Source organism: Gemmatimonas sp. (genome assembly GCF_036405635.1).
GTDB lineage: Bacteria > Gemmatimonadota > Gemmatimonadetes > Gemmatimonadales > Gemmatimonadaceae > Gemmatimonas.
On sequence record NZ_DASWXE010000181.1, the window covers coordinates 17,452 to 38,091 of the forward strand.

General features: G+C 65.6%; 10 protein-coding genes. 6 read left to right on the forward strand and 4 right to left on the reverse strand.

All coding sequences use genetic code 11. From position 1 onward, the window contains the following. Positions 1-63: 63 nt before the first annotated feature. The gene (locus tag VGE27_RS14370; protein WP_331050357.1) at positions 64-756 is read left to right on the forward strand and encodes a DedA family protein; all 693 of its coding nucleotides are present in this window, start codon (positions 64-66) and stop codon (positions 754-756) included. Then, on the forward strand, positions 728-2,812 hold the full coding sequence (locus VGE27_RS14375; protein WP_331050358.1) for an ATP-binding protein: 2,085 nt from the start codon (positions 728-730) through the stop codon (positions 2,810-2,812). The genes VGE27_RS14370 and VGE27_RS14375 overlap by 29 nt, the downstream gene beginning before the upstream one ends. 7 nt (positions 2,813-2,819) lie before the next feature. On the opposite strand, the gene VGE27_RS14380 is transcribed toward VGE27_RS14375, so the two are convergent. Continuing rightward, the gene (locus tag VGE27_RS14380; RefSeq protein ID WP_331050359.1) at positions 2,820-4,271 is read right to left on the reverse strand and encodes a pyridoxal phosphate-dependent decarboxylase family protein; all 1,452 of its coding nucleotides are present in this window, start codon (positions 4,269-4,271) and stop codon (positions 2,820-2,822) included. 154 nt (positions 4,272-4,425) lie between these two features. Between VGE27_RS14380 and VGE27_RS14385 the strand changes: the two genes are divergently transcribed. Next, positions 4,426-5,751, forward strand: coding sequence for an aminotransferase class V-fold PLP-dependent enzyme (locus VGE27_RS14385; protein ID WP_331050360.1), 1,326 nt, complete (start codon positions 4,426-4,428; stop codon positions 5,749-5,751). Between the two features lie 231 nt (positions 5,752-5,982). On the opposite strand, the gene VGE27_RS14390 is transcribed toward VGE27_RS14385, so the two are convergent. Together VGE27_RS14390 and VGE27_RS14395 are read right to left on the reverse strand one after the other, a co-directional pair. Further along, positions 5,983-7,311, reverse strand: coding sequence for an amidohydrolase (locus VGE27_RS14390; RefSeq protein WP_331050361.1), 1,329 nt, complete (start codon positions 7,309-7,311; stop codon positions 5,983-5,985). 18 nt (positions 7,312-7,329) lie between these two features. Then, the gene (locus VGE27_RS14395) at positions 7,330-8,988 is read right to left on the reverse strand and encodes an amidohydrolase (RefSeq protein ID WP_331050362.1); all 1,659 of its coding nucleotides are present in this window, start codon (positions 8,986-8,988) and stop codon (positions 7,330-7,332) included. A gap of 227 nt (positions 8,989-9,215) precedes the next feature. Here VGE27_RS14395 and VGE27_RS14400 point away from each other — a divergent pair, with 227 nt between their 5' ends. Continuing rightward, on the forward strand, positions 9,216-11,840 hold the full coding sequence (locus VGE27_RS14400) for a hypothetical protein (RefSeq protein WP_331050363.1): 2,625 nt from the start codon (positions 9,216-9,218) through the stop codon (positions 11,838-11,840). 163 nt (positions 11,841-12,003) lie between these two features. Next, positions 12,004-13,317 (forward strand): HEAT repeat domain-containing protein, encoded by a 1,314-nt coding sequence (locus VGE27_RS14405; RefSeq protein WP_331050364.1) that lies wholly within the window; start codon positions 12,004-12,006, stop codon positions 13,315-13,317. On the opposite strand, the gene gltB is transcribed toward VGE27_RS14405, so the two are convergent. After that, positions 13,252-17,865 (reverse strand): glutamate synthase large subunit, encoded by a 4,614-nt coding sequence (gltB, locus tag VGE27_RS14410; protein ID WP_331050365.1) that lies wholly within the window; start codon positions 17,863-17,865, stop codon positions 13,252-13,254. The genes VGE27_RS14405 and gltB overlap by 66 nt on opposite strands. Before the next feature lie 652 nt (positions 17,866-18,517). On the opposite strand from gltB, the gene VGE27_RS14415 reads away from it, so the two are divergent. Beyond that, positions 18,518-20,640 (forward strand): ABC transporter permease (locus VGE27_RS14415; RefSeq protein ID WP_331050366.1); only part of this gene is annotated, 2,123 nt, incomplete at its 3' end.

The following is a 20,640-nucleotide window of genomic DNA, read 5'->3' on the forward strand; positions in this document are numbered from 1 at the left end:
GAGCTGTGCGTGCCGTCCCGCCGCGAACTTCGCGCATGGTGACGGGTTTACATTCTGATCGTTATGCGCTTGTGGTTCTTACCCGCCCTGTTGGTTGCCGGTAGCTGGCTGACCGCCCTGTCCGATGGCCCGTGGACCTATTGGGTCCTCGGCGTTACCGCGATTGTCACCGAGGAACTCGGTCCGATCTTCGGGGGCATTGCCGCGCACGAGGGTCAGCTGCATGTCGGTCGCGTGATCTTCGCGATCACTGTCGGCGGTTGGGCGGCCACCATCCTGCTGTATGCGCTGGGCCGCCTCAAGTGGGACGCCATCCGGCGCCGCTTCCCCAAGGCCCGCAGCACGGGCACCGTCGCCCTACGGGTGGTCCGCAACAATCCACTGAAGGCATCGTTTTTTGTGCGGTTTGCCTTCGGTCTTCGTATCGTGCTACCCATGGCCTGTGGGGCCGCGGGGGTGCCGCTGTACATCTACCTGCCGGTTTCCCTGCTCGGATCTGTAGTGTGGACGAGCTTCTTCACGGCGGTGGGATATGCGGCTGGTGAAGCGGCGGTGCAGGCCATGGGCCATATTGGACAGGCCGGTGAGCTGGTTGGTGCGGTGCTGCTCACGGTCGCGATCCTTGCGTTTGTGCGCTGGCAGCGGAAGCGGCGCGAGCGGAAGGCTGCGCGCGCCGATTCCCGTCGCGAACCGACTCCCCTCCCCTCGGATCACGCGCTGACACACGATGACATCGACATCGGGAGTACCCGATAGTGATCTGCGCGCCCTCCTTGCGGGGGTAGCGGCAGCATCGTCGTTCGAAGGGTCACTCGACGCCATCTGCATTGGCGTGGAGGCGCTGCTGCCCGGGGCCCGGTGTAGCATCCTGCTGGTGGACCCGGTTGCCCACGTACTCGAGCCGGCGTCGGCACCATCCCTGCCCGCTGCGTACGTCGAGATCACCCGGCACTTCCCCATCGATAGCGAGCTGGGGTCCTGCGGGCGCGCCGCGGCTATCCGCCAGGTGGTGATCAGCGCGGATATCAGCACCGCGCCCACTTGGACGCGCTTTGCGCACATTGCCGAGGGGTTCGGGCTGCGGTCGTGCTGGTCTATGCCCATACTGACGCTGGACGCGACGGTGGTGGGCACATTTGCGATCTATCGCGATCGTGTGGGCACGCCGTCTGAGCACGAACTGCGGTTGATGGAAGATGTAGCCCGGCTAGCCGCCCTGTTGATTGGTCGATCGCATGATCCGCGCACGATGGCGGCCGAGAGTACGCTGCGGGATGCGATCGAAAGCCGACGGTTCATCGACCGTATCATGCAGGCCATTCCGGATGTCGTGTACACCTTCGATCTGGCCGAACGGCGCATGACGTTCGTGACGCCATCGTGCGAGCGGGTGGTGGGATACACCGTCGCCGACATCATGGAACTCGGCGCCGAACTCTGGATGCGCCTCGTGCATCCCGAGGACCTCCCCGCGCTCGCGGCCTATACGAGCAGCTGGGATGACTCGATGGATCCGGAGGTGCGTTCGATCGAATATCGCATCCTGCATCGTACTGGCGGCTGGCGCTGGCTGGTGCAGCGCTCGCTGGTGTTGTCGCGTGATCCGCAGGGTCGCCCGACGACCACGCTGGGGGTGCTGCAGGACATCACCGAGGTGAGGCTCAACGAGCAGCGCCTGCGGCAGGGTGAGCGCATGGAAGCGCTGGGCCGCTTGGCCGGTGGCATTGCACACGACTTCAACAATCTGCTCACGGTCATCTTGCATTCGGCCGAGAGCGTGGATGGCACGCTCACCGAGCGGGCGGCGCGCGAGGCGAATGCCGATGTGATGGCCGCGGCTACGCGTGCGCGTGATCTGGTGCACCGCATTCTCACGTTCAGTCGCATGCGGGAAGCGGTCCGTGAACGCTTCCGGCTCGCGGACGTGGTGGGTGAGGCCGTGCGCTTCTTCGTAGCGTCCAAGCCGTCCACACTCGAGCTGGATGTGCAGCTGGCGGACGAGTGTTGTGAGCTCGAGGGTGATGCGTCGCAATTCCAGCAGGTGGTGCTCAATCTCTGCGCCAACGCCGAATATGCGTTGCGTGGTGTGCGGGATGCGCAGCTCGAGATCTGGCTCAACACCGAGCATGTGACCGAAGACCAGGCCGCGGCGCTGCAGGTTGCGCCCGGCAAGTGGGCGCATCTCACGGTGCGGGACAACGGCTCGGGTATGAGCGAAGACGCACTCGCGCGTGTCTTCGAGCCGTTCTTCACCACCAAGCCACAGGGCGATGGCACGGGGCTTGGCATGGCTGTCACGCTGGGCATCGTGCAATCGCACGGCGGGCATGTGCAGGTGCGCAGCCAGTTGCACCGCGGCACGACGGTGGAGGTGTGGGTGCCCATGCTCGACTCGAGCAAGGAGCCACGGCCGGTGCAGGCACCGGTACCTGATCGGTCGGCGGCACCACGCGCACGGCGTGTGCTGGTGGTGGACGACGAACCCGCCGTGGCGCGCGCGATCACCCGCCTGCTCACGTCCATCGGGCATGAGGTCATCACCGAGTCCGATCCCGAGGAAGCACTGCAGATCGTCGTGCGCAACCCGATGGCCTTCGATGTAGTGCTCACCGACCAGACCATGCCGGGCATGACCGGTGATGCGTTGGCGCGCGCGGTACGCAGTATTCGCCCTGACCTGCCGGTGGTCCTGTGTTCAGGGTACAGCGAGCACTATCAGCTCGATGATGCGCAGCGCGATGGTATTCGTGCGTTTCTCACCAAGCCGCTGGACCGTGAGCAGGTGCGGAGTGTGCTGGACGGGTTGGGCTGAGCGGCAACTACTGACGCGCGGCCTCACGCAGTTCACGCCACGCCAGCTCCACGTGTTCTCGGTCAGTGCGGATGTTGCCGATGGCCAGGCGCAGTGTGTAGCGCCCATCGAGCTTGGTGTGCGAGAGATACACATGACCGCGGGTGTTCACACGTTCCATGATCGCGGCGTTGAGCGATGCAATGGTGTCTTCATCCGCCCCATCGGGCGCATAGCGGAAGCACACCAATGACAGTGTCACCGGCGCGGTGATCTCCCAGCCTCCCTCGAAGTGCACCATGCCGGCAAAGTCGCGCGCCAGTTCACAGTGGTGCCGGATGCGCTCCGCGAGTCCTTCGGCCCCGTAGGCACGCATCACCATCCACAGCTTGAGCGCGCGAAAGCGGCGGCCAAGCTGAATGCCGTAGTCCATCAGGTTGGTGGTCTCGTTGGGCGTGCGCGTCACGAGGTACTCGGGCAGCAGCGCAAATGCCTGCCGCAGCGTGGCCGGGTCGCGCGTGAACAGCACCGAGCAGTCCATGGGCGTGAACAGCCACTTATGCGGATTCACTACCAGCGAATCGGCGCCGTCCACACCGTCCAACAGATAGCGCAGCTCGGGCACAATGGCGGCCACACCGCCGTAGGCCGCGTCCACATGCACCCAGCAGTTGTAGCGGCGGGCGATGCGCACCACCTCCGGCACCGGGTCGATACTGGTGATACTGGTGGTGCCCACACACGGCACCACGGCGATGGGCCGATAGCCGGCGGCGACATCAGCCGCCAGCGCGGCTTCGAGCGCATCGGGGCGCATGCGGAACTGTTCGTCCACCGCGATCTTCACGCAGTTCTCATGGCCCAGCCCAAGCGCCATGACCGCCTTGTCGATGGACGAGTGCGCATGTTCGCTGCAGTACACCCGCAGGCGCGGCACATCGGCGCGCGCAGAAAGCCCCTTGGTGCGCACGTCGAGACCGGCGCGCTCGCGGGCGGCAGCGAGTGCGTAGAACGTGCTCACACTCGCCGTGTCGGTGATCTGCCCGGTCCAGCCCTCGGCGAGGCCCAGCAACTGCCTAAGCCAGTCGAGCGTGAGTTCCTCGAGCTCCGTCACGGCGGGGCTCGTGATCCACAGCATGCCGTTCACATTGAGGCCGGCCGTGAGCAGTTCACCCAGAATGCCCGGATACGACGCCGAGTTGGCGAAGTAGGCAAAGAAACCCGGGTGATTCCAGTGCGTGATGCCCGGCAGGATCGTCGAGTGAAAATCGCTCAGCATCGCCTCCAGCGGCTCGCCATGTATCGGCGGCGAGGCGGGCAGGGCGTTGCGCACATCACCGGGTTGCACGCGGCTGCGTACCGGATTGGCCGCGGGATTCTCGAGGTAGTCGGCAATCCAGTCGACGGCGGCATGGGCCGCGGCCCGGAAGTCGGCAGCCGGCAGGTCACCGGTGAGCGGGGCAGGTGAGCGATCAGTCATGCCTGTGAAGCTCATCGGCGAACCACGTCCCGGCCAGCCCGGGCCACCGGCGCAGGAGAGCAGCCGGAGCACAGCTGGTCACGGTCCTGCTTCTTTCTCTTGTGGATCGATACCCGCCGTTGCGGAGTGCGCCGGGTTCCCGTAGCGTCAGGCCATGACTGGCTCTTCCCGACGCGATTTCCTGCGCGACTCGGCGGTGCTTGGCGCCGCCTCCCTGATGGCCCCCGCCACGATGGCGGCTGCCCCGGCCCTCACTCATGACACGGCGCAGCCGCTCACGCCGCACACCGGCGCGCTGGACATGGTCGCGCAGGACGAGGCCTACTGGAAGAAGGTGGCCGATCAGTACCGGGTCACCGATGCCGTCACGAACATGGAAGCCGGCTATTGGGGGCTCATGTCGCAGCCGGTGCTCGCGAAGTATCACGAGCACATCGACCGCATGAACCGGGAGAACTCGTACTTCGCGCGCCGAGAGTTTCCGGCGCTCATGCGCAATGCCCGTGACCGGGTGGCGCAGTTCGTGGGCGCCAAGTCAACCGAGATCGCGCTGTCGCGTGGTGCCACCGAGGCGCTGCAGGCGCTGATCAGCCAGTACAACAAGGTTGGCCCGGGCGACACGGTCATGTACGCCGACCTCGACTACAACGCGATGCAGTGGGCGATGAACGGTCTCGCCGAGCGTCGCGGGGCGAAGGTGGCGCGCTTCGATATTCCGGAGCCGGCCACGCACGCCAACATCATGGAGGCGTACACCAGGGCGCTCGATGCCAACCCGCGCACCAAGCTGCTACTGCTCACGCACTGCAACAACAAGACGGGGCTGCTGCTGCCCGTGAAGGATGTGGCTGCGCTGGCGAAGAGTCGCGGTGTGGACGTGGTGGTGGACGCCGCGCACTCCTTCGGGCAGGTGCCACTCACGGTGGACGAGGTGGGTGCCGACTTCATCGGGCTCAACCTGCACAAGTGGATTGGTGCGCCCGTTGGCGCGGGTGCGATGTACATCCGCGAGGGCAAGCTCGAGGCCATCGACCGTGCGCACGCCGATGAAAGCGCACCGGCCGATCGCATCGATAGCCGGCTGCACACGGGCACCGTGAACTTCGCCACCGTGATGACCATTCCCGATGCGATCGACTTTCAGCAGTCCATCGGCATTCCGCAGAAAGCGGCGCGCCTGCGGTTCCTGCGCGATCGCTGGGCCAAGGCGGTGCGCAATGTGAAGGGTGTGGACGTACTCACACCCGATGACACGCCACTCACCGGAGCGATCACTGCGTTCCGCCTGAACGGCAAGGGCACGCGCGAGGCCAACAATGCCATCGCCAAGACCCTGCTCGACGAGTTCGGTGTGTTCACCTTCCAGCGTACCGGCATTGCGAAGGGCGACTGCGTGCGCGTCACGCCCACGCTCTACAACACGCCGGCCGATGCCGACAAGCTGGCCGCGGCCATCAAGACGATCGTGGCGCGCGCTTGAGCTGAGGGGAATTGGAAGGGACCTAAGGGTTGCCTGCCAGCCGCCTTCGGCGGCGAAAACTGCATGACCTAAAAGGAAAAAAGCAGGAAAGTTCTGGTGACATACGCAGGCTTTGCCGCGTCCACCGAAACTCTCCTGCTTTTTTTCCTTTTAGGTCATGCAGTTTTCGCGCCCGTAGGGCGCCCAATCAGTTGCCCTTGCTGTTTCCCTACGCAGTTTCCCTTCCCGCCCTTACGGCGTCTTCGGAATCCCGCCGCTCACCAGAAACTCGAGCGCAACGTTGGCCATTGCCCGCGTGCCCACGGGCAGCGCCGCATCATCACCCTGGAACAGCGGAGAGTGATTGCTGGCCACATTGAACAGGTCCACGTTGGGCGGCGTCACGGCGAGGTTGAAGAAGAAGCCAGGTGCCTTGTCGGCGAAGCGCGAGAAATCTTCACCGGCCATGCTCGGGCTCTTTGATTCGAAGGCGCCCTTGCTGCCCGCCACGCGCTTGAGTGCGGGCGAGAAACGGCTCACCATCGCCACGTTGTTGAGCGTGCTGCTGTAGCCCAACTCGATGTGCACCTCGGCCTTCGCGCCATGCGCTTCGGCGATCTTGGTGGCGATGGTCTTCATGCGCTCGCCGATCACCTGCCGCGACTTGGGGTCGAACGTGCGGATGGTGCCGATCATCCACACCGAGTCGGGAATGATGTTCTCCCGCAGGCCGCCATGAATGGCACCCACCGTCACCACCGCCGGACCCGCGGTGAGATCGAGCGAACGCGACACGATCGTCTGCAGCGCCGACACGATCTCGGCGCTGGCGACGATCGGGTCCACCGCGTTGGACGGCATCGCACCGTGCCCCTGCTTGCCCTTGACGATGATCTTCCAGCTGTCGGCCGCTGCGGTGATGGAGCCGCTGCGATATGACAACGTGCCACTTGGGCCCGGGCCCACATGCAGACCGAACACACCATCCACACCCGTCATCGCACCAGCTTCGATCATCGCCTTGGCACCACCATTGGGTGGAACTTCCTCGGCCGGCTGGAAGAAGAACTTCACCGTGCCCGGAATGCGGCTCTTCATGCCCGCCAACACCTCGGCCGTACCCATGAGCATGGCCGTGTGCATGTCGTGGCCACAGGCATGCATCACGCCCGTTTCCACGCCGTTGTACACCGTGCGCACGGTGCTCTTGAACGGCACGTCGGCGAGTTCCGCCACCGGCAGTGCATCCATGTCGGCACGCAGGGCCACCGTGGGTCCCGGCTTGGCACCCTTGAGCGTGCCCACCACCGCAGTAATGCCGCCGACATTCTCCTGCACCTCGAGACCAAGTGAGCGCAGGTGCGCGGCCACGAGGGCAGCCGTCCGCTTTTCCTGGTAGCCCAGCTCCGGATGCTGGTGAATGTCATGACGCCACGCCGTGATCTTGTCGGCGATGGCGGCGGTGCGCTTGTCGATCTCGGCAGCAAGCGCAGGATCGAACGGACCCTGCGCGGCGAGCTGCGGAGCGGCCGCCACGAACATCGTGGCGGCTGCGAATGAGAGAATGCGTGAACGGTTCACGATATGCTCGCTATCGAATCAGTTGTTGTCGCCGCGCGGCTTGGCTTCCTGCGCGCGCACGGTCGGGTACTCGATGCCGAGCTGCTCGAGATACGTTTTGAACTTGGTCGGGTCGTAGTAGAACTTCTTCTGCTGATCACGGAAGCGCGCCATGATGTCCGCGTTCAGGTACGTGGGCGGCTGATCGAACGACCGGATGAAGGGCTTGTACTTGGTTTCCTTCGTCTGGACGTTGTTGAAGTAGTCCCACGCGTCCGTCACCACCTTCGGCGTCATGAAGATGTCGAGCATCGTGAGCGCCTGAACCTTTGCACCGGCCACCGCACCCTTGTGCGCAATCGGCGTGGCCATCGCAATCGCGTTTGCCCAGTTGTGCCCCGGCAGGCCCGGAATGTTGGACGGATAGCGCAGCGTGATCGTAGGCATGTTCCACGCCACGTCGCCGATGTCGTCGGAACCGCCACCGGTCCAGTTCTGCGGCGTGGCTGCGCCACGCAGCTCCTTGTTCACCTGCTCCGAAAGACCGAAGTCCGGCGAACCGAGTTCCTTCTGCAGGCCCTTGGCCAGCGCCTGGTCCTTGTCGTCCCACTTGGGCATGCCAACCTTCAGCACGTTCTGGTGCATCGCTTCGGCGATCGGCTTGCTGAAGTGCGCCGACCAGCCGCTGCCCAGAATGTTCACCGTGTCGAGCTGCGTATCCGTCATCATGGCCGCACCGGCCGCGACGCGCTTGCCCATCTCGAACAGTTCCATCGTGCGCGGATAGTCCTGCTCGCGGAAGTAGAACCAGATGCTCGCCGTGCTCGGTACGACATTCGGCTGGTCGCCACCATCACGAATGACGTAGTGTGAGCGCTGCTGCAGGCGGATGTGTTCGCGGCGGAACTCCCAGCCCTGCGCCATCAGCATCACGGCGTCGAGCGCGCTCTTGCCGCGCCACGGCGCGCCGGCTGCGTGCGCGCTTTCGCCGCGGAACTTGAACTCAGCCGAGATGAGTGCGCTCGAACCGCTGGCGCCCCACGACACGCCAAGGTCGTTGCCGACGTGCGTGAACAGCGTGACGTCGGTGTTCTTGAAGATCCCTGCGCGCACCAGGAACGCCTTGCCGGCCATCTGCTCTTCGGCGATACCGGGCCACAGCAGGATGGTGCCGTTGATCTTGTCGCGCTGCATGAGCTGCTTCACCACAATGGCGGCCACGATGTTCACGGCCTGGCCGGAGTTGTGGCCTTCGCCATGTCCCGGGCCACCCTGGATCATCGGGTCACGATAGCCTACGCCCGGCTTGCTGCTGGCCTGCGGGATGCCGTCCACGTCCGAGCCGAGCGAGATCTCCGGCTTGCCGGTGCCGTAGCTCCACTTGGCCGTCCACGAACTCGGAATGCCGGCCACGCCCTTCTCGACCGTGAAGCCCTCCTTTTGCAGCAGCGTCGTGATGTACTTCTGGGTCTCGAATTCCTGGAAGCCGAGTTCCTGGAACGAGAACAGCATGTCCACGATCTCCTGCACCTGCTTCGAGCGGCTCTCCACCATCTGGAGTGCTTCGGTCTTCAGCTTCTCGATGCGGGGATCCGCTGAGGCAACGGTCGCTGCCGGCTGCTGCGCGCCGACCGGATTGGTGAGCAAGGACACGGAGGCCAGCGCCATGGCGTTTATCGCCACAGCCTTGAGCACCATGGGGGCGCGGTTCCGAAGGGTCGAACGGAACCAATGCGGGAGGAAGGGCACGCGAGATCTCCTGAAACGTGAGGCAACGGCCTGGGGCACCAGCCGGGTTCGAACTGTCCGAAGTTACGTTTCGTGAAGAGAAACCGCTCATGGAGGCCGCGCGTACGGAAGGGGGCCTTCCGAAGGCCGCTCCGCACCAAGCGCCGCTGTTCCGCATTCCGCCTGACGTCTCCCGCATGCGCCAATACGTCGCTCCTCTGCTGTCCTTGGTCCTTCTCGGGGTGATTGCCGAACCCGTCGCCGCTCAGCAGCGCTCTTCCAGAGCGAACCGGGACAGCACCCGGCGCGCGCCGGTCGACACGCTGTCCCGCGAGCAGCGTGAGGCGGTCCGCGAGGCCTCCCGGGATGCCCGGTCGATCAGCCGGCGGACGCTCCGGGGCGACAGCGCGACCCTCGTCGCGCTGGCCGATGCGGCGGCCACCACCGCTTTTGCCACACCGGAAGCCCGCGCCATTCTGCTGCGGGCCCGCGAGGCCCGGGAACGTCAGGACAGCGCCCTGCGCTCCTACCGCGCCACCACCACCCAGCGCATGTCGGTGAGCATGGGTGCCCGCAAGTTGGGGCTCGAGAAGCTGCTCTTCCGCGGCGACAACGTGGCCGAGATCGCATGGCGCCGCGATGTGGGCGTGCGGGTAAAGCCCGTTGGCTCGCGACTCACCATCCCCATGGCGTCCGACGTGCGCGGCGACATGGTGTCGGCAGTGACCATTCCATACTTCCCCGGGCGCGAACAGCTCTGGTTTCCGTCGTCCGATTTTGGTGTGGCCAAGACCGATGTGGACGACCGCGACATCATCCATCCGTTGGCCCGCGGCGCCGAGCGCTGGTACCGCTACGAGACCGGCGATTCGGTGGACATCCGCATCGGCAACGAGCGCGTCATCCACCTGCGCGAACTCAAGATCACGGCGCGCAAGCCGGAATGGCGCACGTTCGTGGGGTCGTTCTGGTTCGACCGCGATGGCGGACAGTTGGTGCGTGCGGCCTATCGCATGGCGGCCGAGATCGACATCTGGAGCGTGGCGACCGAGGAAACTGCGCGCGAGATGATGGAGGACAAGGAACTCGCACCGGTGCGCGATTCCATCCTGCGCGCGCGTCTGCCGCGGGATTTGTATGTGAGGGACAGCGCGCGCCGTGCTGACGCCGAACGACGTCGTGATCCCAACGAAGACGAAGTGCCCGCGTGGGTTGCCGCGACGTTCCGGCCAGCCAAGGCGCGTCTGGATGCGATCACCGTGGAGTATGGGCTGTATCAGGGCAAGTTCTGGTTGCCGCGCGCCCACAGTGCCACGGCCAGCGCCGACTTCATGTTCATGCGTGTGCCGTTCCGCCTCGACGAAAAGTTTTCGTATGAATCGGTGGACGGCGATTTCACGCTGGCCCCACTGCCGCCGGCCCGCAATCGACTGGCCTCCGGCGACTCCGCCCGTGCGGACTCCACCAAGGCCGATTCCATGGTCGTCGCCAGCGGTGGCAGCGGCGTCTCCATCTCGCTGGGCACGGGGACGGGCAATAGCGCGGGCAAGGACCGTGCGAGTCAGCGCCGCGATTCCGTGCAGGCCTCGGTATACGGTGCGGCCAAGGTGCGGCAGTGTGCCAACGATTCCACCTGGACGCGCATCGAGAATCGCTACGAAGGGGCCGTGCGTGTGGCGTACGACTTGCCATGCGACATGAAAAAACTGAGCTCCTCGCCTTCCTTGCCGCCGGAAACGGCGAGCGACGAATCCCTGTTCGATCTGCGCAGTCAGGAAGAACTGGTGAAGGCGTTGGGGCTGTCGTTGCAAGCGCCGTGGGGACCGCAGATGCCGCGTGTGCGCGTGGGCTCCGATCTCTTCCGCTACAATCGCGTCGAGGGACTTTCGGCGGGTGTGGAAGTGACGCAAACGCTGGGTGCCGGATTCACGGCGCGGGCGTTGGGACGCATTGGTCACGCCGACCTGCACGCCAACGGCGAATTCTCGCTCTCACGCAGCAACGGCGCCCGCACGGTGACGGCGTCCGCCTATCATCGCTTGGCTGCGGTGAACCCCGAGTGGGCGGGAGCGCTCACGCTTGGACCGTCACTGCCCGCCGTGTTGTACGGCCGCGACGAGGGATTCTACTACCGCACGATGGGCGTATCGCTGCGGGAACAACGTGAACAGCGCCGTGGTGCGCTGGAGTATGGTCTGTTCCTCGAACGGCAGTGGACGGCGGGCGACAGCGACGTGGTGAACACGTTCTCGCTGGCGCGGGCACTGGGCGGGCGTCGATTCGGCGAAAACATCACCGCCGAACGCGGAGCATTCGCCGGCGCAAGCATGACTCTCTCACGATTGCTCATCGAACGGCCTCGTGGGTTGCGCCTCACCAGTCTCGTGCGCGCCGAGGCGGCGACCGGCACGTTTGAATACGGACGCGGCTCATTCGAAAGCACGGTATCCAGTCCGGCCGGCCCGGTTGCGATCGCGTTCACCGGTGCGATCGGCAGCTCGGTCGGACGCGTGCCCGCCCAGCGCACCTACCAGTTGGGTGGACTGCGCACCGTGCGTGGTCAGTTGCCCGGTACGCAGGCTGGTGACGCTTATTGGCTCACGCGCGCTGAGGTGGGCACGCGGCAGGGCGCCTTCCGGCCTGTCGTCTTCTACGACATGGGTTGGGCGGGTAGCCGCAAGACGTTTGGACAGGTGCAGGCTCAGCGTGGTGTCGGCTTCGGGCTGGGCCTGCTGGACGGCCTGCTTCGATTTGACATCTCCAGGGGGCTTTTCCCCGCGAAGGGCTGGCGTTCAGACTTCTACCTCGAAGCACCGATCTGATCGCGACCTTTCGGGTTTTCCCGAAAGTGATGACGGCTCTGGCGTGAGGTGGGGCGCTTCCTGAATATTGTCCGCCCACCTCCCGGAGTACGTCCTGCCTTTCGACATCGTCTATGCGGCTGCGTTCGCGTTGCTGATCTCTCAGCTGCGCGACAGAGCGGCGATGACGGATATCCTGACCAGCGTGCAGCGTCTGTGCGCGCTTGCCCGTGTGGGCAGTGTCACGCTTCGCGCCGACATGCACGATGCGGGCGCGTCGGCGTCGGTGCAGGAAGCGTTCGATATTCTGCGCCATACGATGAACGCACATGATCTCGAGGCCATCGATATCAGTGCGACCATCACGGACGCCGAGTTCATCAAGCTGGCGGGCATTCTGGTGGGCCCTGCGTCGACCGTGCATGGCAGCATCATCGATACAGCGGATGCGCTCTCCATCTGGAACGTGCGCCTGCATGTGCGCGGCGTCTCGTTGCGTCCCACGCCGCCGGGCATGCGTGCCGTGGTGGCCGACACGCCGCCATCATCACACGCGTTTGACGGACCGGTACCGCTGACCACGGCGGAACACGCCATCCTGCATCATGTGCCGTCGGTGGATGATCACGTCGCCGACACACACGATGTGCGCAAGGAAGTGGCCGATGCCGTGGCACAGGACGACGCGGCGTGGGTGGTGCAGTTGCTGGAGTCCATCGAGGATCCACTGCGCTTTGCTCAGGCCGCGACCAAGGACGCGCTCGTGCTGGCCGTGGAGCGCATGGTGGACGCCCCTGACGAATACGATCGCGTACACGCAGTACTCCGTCGTGCCGGGGCCATCGGTGCGCGCGCAATTTTCACGCAACTCATGGCGTCCACCGAAACGGCCGAACGTCGTGTGCTGTACGATGCAGCGGCCGCGCACCCAGCCATCATCGAAGTGGCCCGGGCGCATGTCACCCACCCCACCTGGTACGTCGTGCGCAATGCGGCGGGGCTACTCGGCGAAAATCGTTCGCCCCAGGCCATCCCCGATCTCAGCAAACTGCTGCGGCACGATGACCAGCGTGTGCGCGCGGCGGCGGTGGTGGCACTCGGTCGCATCGGTGGACCCATCGCCACGGCCAGTCTCGAATCGGTGCTCACCGATCCGGTTGCCGACGTACGCAATCGGGCGCTGGCCATCGTGTTCGCCTCGCCAGAGTCGGATCCACTGGCCGATCGCATGCTGATGGCGCTCGAAGAAGAGAGCTCGCTGGAGTTCCAGCTGGAGATGGTACATGCGCTCGCCCACGTGCCTACGCCGCGCGCGCGCCAGCGCCTGGAAGTGATGAGCAACGCAGAAGCCGTCACGGCCGACGAATACCAGCTTCGTCTGGCCGCGATGGCCGCATTGGCCGCGGGACATCGCCCCGCGGCCGATCACACATTACGACGGCTGCTCGACGACCCGAGCTCGACGATCGCCGAGCGCGCTGCCGCCCTGCTCGGCTGAGAGGCGTGCGCGCAATCGCGTGATCCAGCGATCGCGGATGCGTGCCACGTGCTCGCCCGCACCGCGCGGCTTCACCTTGCGCCAGTGCACGTGCTGGTGATCCCAGTCATCGAGCAGCCACCGCGCCCGCGCGCTTTCAGTCCGGGCGAGGTGCAATCGCAGCAGCAGGTACAGCAGCGTATTGTCCTCGGCGTCGGGCTCGGCCAGCAACACCATCTCGTGATTGAGACGGCTGGCAAACGTGTCGGCCTCGTCGAACACATAGGCCACGCCATTGGACATGCCGGCGCCGAAGTTGCGCCCTGCGCGTCCGAGCACGGCCACCACGCCGCCCGTCATGTACTCGCAGGCGTGATTGCCCACGCCTTCCACCACCGCGCACGCCCCGGAGTTGCGCACGCCAAACCGATCACCCGCCTGGCCTGCCGCACACAGAATGCCATCGGTCGCACCGTACAGCACGGTGTTGCCGAGGATCATGTTGAGGTGGCTCGCACCACGATAACGCGCCAGCCGGAACGGGCGCACCACGATCTCACCACCGCTCAATCCCTTGCCCACGTAGTCGTTGGCTTCACCCTCCAGCGTGAGTTGCATGCCGCGCACGCTGAAGGCGCCGAAGCTCTGACCCGCGCTGCCCTGAAAGCCGAGCTTCAAGGTGCCGTCGGCGAGACCGGCATTGCCAAACTTTTCGGCCAATGCGCCGGCCACTCGCGCACCAACAGTCAGGTTGTGGTTGCGAATCGCGTATTGCGCAGACACCGGCGAGCCATCGGCCAGCGTGGCCGCCGCATCGGCAAGGATCTGGTCGTCGAGCACTTGCAGCCCGTGCCGCTCGTTGCGTTCCACGGTGCGAAGCCGCGGTTCGTCGCTGCGGCGCGGCGCCGTCAGTACCTGCGACAGATCAAGCATCGTCGAGCGCGGCAATTCAGGCCGCTCGGCACGCTGCAGCAGCTCCACCTTGCCGATGATCTCCGACAGTGAACGGGCGCCGAGCAGCGCGAGCTCGGTGCGCACATCTTCGGCAAGACGTGAGAAGTAGGCGATGACATGCTCCGGCGTGCCGCGGAACTTGGCTCGCAGGTCTTCGCGCTGCGTGGCAATGCCGGTGGGGCAGGTGTTGAGGTGGCACTGACGGGCCATGTCGCAGCCCAGTGCCACCAGCGGTGCGGTGCCAAACCCGTAGGACTCGGCGCCCAGCAGTGCGGCGATGATCACGTCGCGGGCGTTGGTGAGCCCCCCGTCCACACGCACCTCCACGCGATGCCGGAGGCCGTTGGCCACCAGCACCTGCTGCGCCTCGGCCAGACCCAGCTCCCACGGCGAGCCCGCGTGCTTGATGCTCGACAGTGGCGAGGCGCCAGTACCGCCATTGTGGCCCGCGATGAGCACGTAGTCGGCAAAGGCCTTGGCCACACCAGCCGCCACCGTACCCACACCCGACTCGGCCACCAGCTTCACGCCCACACGTGCGCGCGGGTTCACGGTCTTGAGATCGTGAACGAGCTGCGCGAGATCTTCGATGCTGTAGATGTCATGATGCGGCGGCGGCGAGATGAGCCCCACGCCCGGTGTGCTGTGACGCAGGCGCGCGATCAGTTCGGTGACCTTGTGGCCCGGGAGTTGCCCACCTTCACCCGGCTTCGCACCCTGCACGATCTTGATCTCGAGCTCTTCGGCGTTGGCCAGATACTCGGTAGTCACGCCGAAGCGCGCCGACGCCACCTGCTTGATCTTGCTGTGCCGCCGGTCGCCGGAGGTGTCGGCATAGGCCGCGATGTCTTCGCCACCCTCACCGGAGTTGGAGCGCGCCTGCATGCGGTTCATCGCGATGGTCAGCGTCTCGTGCGCCTCGGGCGAGAGTGCACCAAGCGACATGGCCGACGCGATGAAGCGCGCGCGGATGTCCTCCATCGGCTCCACATCCTCGATGGGAATGGAGACGCCGGGGCGCACCGTGAGCAGATCGCGCACAGATGTTGGCGTGGCCTGTTCGCTGTTCTTCACGAACGTGCGCCATGCCTCATCGGGATCGACGCCGGCTCGGCGGGCACTGCCCACCGCTTGCTGTAGCGACTGCGCACGACGCGGCGCCCAGGCATGCCCCTCGCCATCCTTGCGAAAACGCACGCGGCCGTGATCGGGCAGGGCCGTGATCGCGGTGCCGTCGGTGGCGTACGCACGGCGGTGACGCAGCAGCACGTCCTCACTGATCTCGCGCAGGGTAAGGCCTCCCAGCGGCGACGCGGTGCCATTGAAGCAGCGGTCGATCACATCGGCACCTAGCCCCAGCGCATCGAACGTCTGCGCACCGCAGTAGCTCGACAAGGTGGAGATGCCCATCTTGGCCAGCACCTTGAGCAGTCCCTTCTCCACCGCCGTGCGATAGCGCGATTGCGCGACCGCCGGCTCGGGGCGTTCGGTGTCGGTGTCGGAGCGGCCGTGCGCCTCGGCGAAGAGGGTGGCAACTGTTTCCATGGCCAGCCACGGATGCACGGCTTCGGCTCCATAGCCAAACAGCGTGGCCATGTGATGTTGCTCGATGGCATCACCGGCTTCCACCACCAGTCCCACGCGCGCGCGCAGGCCCGTGCGAACCAGGTGCTGGCGAATCGCGCCCAGTGCCAGCAGGGCCGGAATGGGGGCACGCTCCGCGTTCACCTTGCGGTCACTGATGATCAGCAGGCGTGCGCCCTTGCGTGCGGCCACCTCGGCCCGGCGACATAGCGTGTCGAGCGCCGCTTCCAGTGCCTCGGGACGCGAGTGGGCGCCGTACGTGGCGTCCAGCGTGGTGCTCGGTACATCGGGGAAGGTACGCAGTGCGGCCATCTCGGCGGGCAGCAGTACCGGATGTTCGATGCGCAGCATGCGCGCATACGAAGCCTTCTCCACCAGCGGTGAACCACGGCGTCCGAGGTGCATGCGCAACGACATCACCATGGACTCCCGCAGCGAGTCCATGGGCGGATTGGTCACCTGCGCGAACCGCTGCCGGAAGAACGAGTAGAGCGGCGGTGTGGTGGACGACAGCACGGCCAGCGGCGCGTCGTCGCCCATGCTCCACACCACTTCAGCTGCTGATGTGGCCATCGGCTCGAGCACCATGCGCAGGTCTTCGTTGCCGTACCCAAAGGCACCCTGCGTGGCGCGCAGCACATCGCTGGAGCGCACCAGCGGTTCCGCACCATCGCTGGTGGGCAGCGTGGACATGTGATGCGCGATCCACCGCGCGTACGGACGCCGTGTGGCCACTTCACGCTTGGCGGCCATGTTGCGCACGATGCGCTTGCCGGCCGTGTCCACCAGGAACACGCCGCCAGGGCCCAGCTTGCCGGTCTCCACCACATCGCGTGGATCGAAGTCCACGATGCCGACTTCCGAACCGGCGACCACCATGCCGTCAGCGCGGATCTTGTAGCGACATGGACGCAGGCCGTTGCGGTCGAGAGAGACTGCGACCTGCACACCATCGCTGTACGCGAGTGCGGCAGGGCCGTCCCACGGTTCGATCACGCATTGGTGATATTCGTAGAACGCCTTCACCACGGGCTCCACATCGGGATACTTCTCCCACGCCTGCGGTACCAGCATCATCGCCGCGTGCACCGGTGAGCGACCAGCGCGCACCAGCAGTTCGAGCGCATTGTCGAGACTTGCCGAGTCGCTGCCGCGCGGGCGGATGGGATCACGCAGACGTTCGGCGTGCGCGCCGAAGTCGGGTGCGTCCAGCAGCGGGCCGCGCATGGCCATCGCATTGCGGTTGCCCCACAGCGTGTTGATCTCGCCGTTGTGCCCGAGCATGCGGAACGGCTGCGCCAGTTCCCACCGCGGCATGGTGTTGGTGGCGTAGCGCTCGTGAAAGACGGCGATGGCCGTCTCGAACGCGGGATCCCGCAGGTCCGGGAAGAAGTCGCCCAGCTGGCCGCCCGTGAGCAGCCCCTTGTAGACCACCGTGCGACACGAGAGCGAGCAGATGTAGAACGGCTCCAGTCCACGGGCCAGGGCGCGGTGCTCCATCTCGCGGCGTGCGAGGTAGAGCTGACGTTCCCATGCGTCGTCGTCCGTGGCGGCAGGGCGGCTCACCAGGATCTGCGCGATCGTGGGCATGGATGCGCGCGCCGACGGGCCAAGCACCTCGGGACGCACCGGTACGTCGCGCCAGCCTAGCACGGGGATGCCGTCGCCGAGCAGCACGTCGCTCACGATCGACATGGCTTCTTCGCGCGCGCGCTCATCGGTGGGCAGAAAGCACATGCCCACACCTATGGCCGCGTCGGCGGGCAGGTGAATGCCCAGGCGCGAGGCGGCGAGGATGAACAGGCGTCGCGGGATCTGCGTGAGCAGACCCGCCCCGTCGGCCGAGCTGTCAGCAGCGGAGGCCCCACGATGTGCGAGACGCGCAGCTGCCTCGACCGCGAGGCTCACCACTTCGTGGGTGCGTTCTCCGCTCTGCCTGGCGATGAAGCCTACGCCGCAGGCGTCACGCGGGGCGTACGGTGAACCCACCGAATCGTCGAACAGGGAACCGCTGACACGATGCGCACTCATGGAAAGTCCCGAACGGGGTGACCGATGGACACGCAGAAGCCCGCAACGTCGACGCGTGGCTGCTGCGATGTGAAGCGACTTGTCCGTTGGCCGCGCTGTCGGCACCCGTGATCAGGGCCGCGCGGCACTCGGCGATCTATTCGCCGGTCAGTGATGTCCGGGGCGGGGCACGCCGTGCGGATACCGTGTCAGCCGATCAGGAACTCGGCGCCAGGGTCCGGCCGGCAGGACACCCCGCGGCCAGTTCCCCGACGGCGATGATGCTGCAGCTATCCGATGATGCGCGTTTTAGGGCTGAGGCAGACCGAACGCACAAACAGCCCCGTAGCTCGGCGTTTGAGCGCCGTTCGGGGAGTGGGGCGGGAAGCGGTTTCCGGGCGTGGCATGTTCGACTCCGGTCGACTTCGGTCTGGGGCTCGCTGCCGGGGCGGGGCTGGTGGCCACGCGCGACAAGGCCGGTCGCAATTCCGGCCGCTTCGTAACGTCGCCGGGCCCCAAAGCGTTGGAACCGCCCGGACCGGCCATGAAACCTCGCCGTCCCAACCCCGTTGGGAGCGGCACGCCGAACGGTCAAACCCTTCCCGGCATTCGACTGTCCGAACACTCGACTCAAGGAGTGTTCGATGCCGACCTGCCTTTCGAATCCGCACGCATGAGAAATCTCACGCTGGCACTGCGCATGCTGCGCAAGACGCCATTTGTCACGGCCATTGCCGTGGCCTCGCTGGCCCTCGGTATCGGGGCCAATGCAGCGATCTACTCGTTGTTCGACCAGATGTTGCTGCGCAACCTGCCGGTGCGCGCCCCAGGGGAGTTGGTGAACCTCTCGGTCCCCGGCCCCAAGCCCGGGTCGACCTCGTGCGGGCAGGCCGGTGACTGCGAGGATGTGTTCAGCTACCCGATGTTCCGGGATCTTGAACAGAAGCAGACGGCGCTGGCGGGTATCGCGGGCCACGTGAGCTTCGGCGCCAACCTGTCGGTGCGCAACGAAGCCTTCTCCGGACGTGGCATGTTCGTCTCCGGTGGCTACTTCGGACTGCTCGGCACCAAGCCGGCGGTGGGGAGGTTGCTGCAGCCCGCCGACGACGGCACCATCGGCGCCAATTATGTGACCGTGTTGAGCCACGAGTTCTGGCGCGAGCGCTATGGCAGCGATCCGAAGATCGTGGGTCAGACGCTCATCGTGAATGGCAAGTCGCTCACCATCATCGGTGTTGCGGAGGAAGGCTTCCGCGGTACCACGCTGGGCGCGGAGCCTATGGTGTATGTGCCGGTGAGCATGCGCGCCGCGGTGTCCACGTGGCGGCCGGCCTTCGAAAACCGACGGAGCTATTGGCTCTACGCATTCGGTCGACTCAAGCCCGGCAGCAGCATCGAGCAGGCATCGGCGCAGCTGAATGCGGTCTATCGCCCGATCCTCAATGATGTGGAAGCACCGCTGCAGACCACCATGAGTGATGCGACCATGAAGCGCTTCAAGGCGCGGTCCATCGTCGTCACGCCGGGCGCACGTGGGCAGAGCAGCATTCATCGCGAAGCACGCACCCCCATCCTGCTGTTGTTCGCGATCACGGGCACGGTGTTGCTCATTGCCTGCGCGAACATCGCCAACCTGCTCCTGGCCCGCGGTGCCACACGCGCCACGGAAATGGGCGTGCGCCTCTCACTCGGCGCATCGCGTGGTCAGTTGCTGCGTCAGTTGCTCACCGAATCGCTGCTGCTTGCTGCCATTGGCGGCGTGGCCAGTCTGCTCGTGGCCAGCTGGACGCTGCGCTCCATCGCGACGTTCCTCCCCGCCGAGGCCATCGCGACCATCAACCTGTCGCTGCAGCCCCGCATGATCGTGTTCGCGGCGTTGCTTGCACTGGGCACAGGACTGTTGTTCGGCATCTTCCCGGCGCTGCACAGCACACGCGCCGACCTCATTTCGGTCATCCGCGCCGGCGCGGGGCAGATCACCGGCGGCGGACGCGCGGCATCGCGTTTTCGCACAGCGCTCGTGACCGCGCAGATCGCGCTGTCGATGGCGCTGCTGGTGTCGGCGGGTCTCTTCCTCAAGAGCCTCGTGAACGTGTCGCGCACCGATCTCGGTTTCGACGTGAACCAGCTGGCCACGTTCAACATCTCGCCCATGCGCAGCGGCTATGACAGCACGCGCGCCGGGGTGCTGTATGAGCGTATCGAGCAGGAGCTGGCCGCGCTGCCCGGCGTGACTCAGGTGACCTCGGCCATCGTGCCGCTCGTGAGTGGCAACAACTGGGGCAACGACGTGCGGGTGCAGGGCTTCCAGCACGGCCCGGACATCGACGCCAATTCGCGCTACAACGCCGTGGGGGCCGGCTATCTCGCCACCACGGGGATGAAGCTGCTTTCTGGTCGCGAGTTCACCACCGCCGATCGCGATGGTGCTGCCAAGGTGGCTGTGATCAATGAGGCGTTCGCCAAGAAGTTCAATCTCGACAAGGATGCCGTCGGCAAGTTCATGTCACTCTCCGGCGCTGACTCGCTGGACGTGCAGATCGTGGGTGTGATGAAGAACTCCGCCTATTCCGAGGTGAAGGGCGAGATTCCGCCACTGTACTTCCTGCCGTGGCGTCAGGACGGCACGCGCAGCTCGATGTACTTCTACATCCGCACGAAGCAGCCGCCGGCGGAGGTGCTGCGCAGCATCACGGCGGTGATGAAGCAGATCGACCCCACGATTCCCGTGGAAGAACTCAAGACGATGCCGCAGCAGGTGCGCGAGAACGTCTTTCTCGATCGCATGATCAGCAC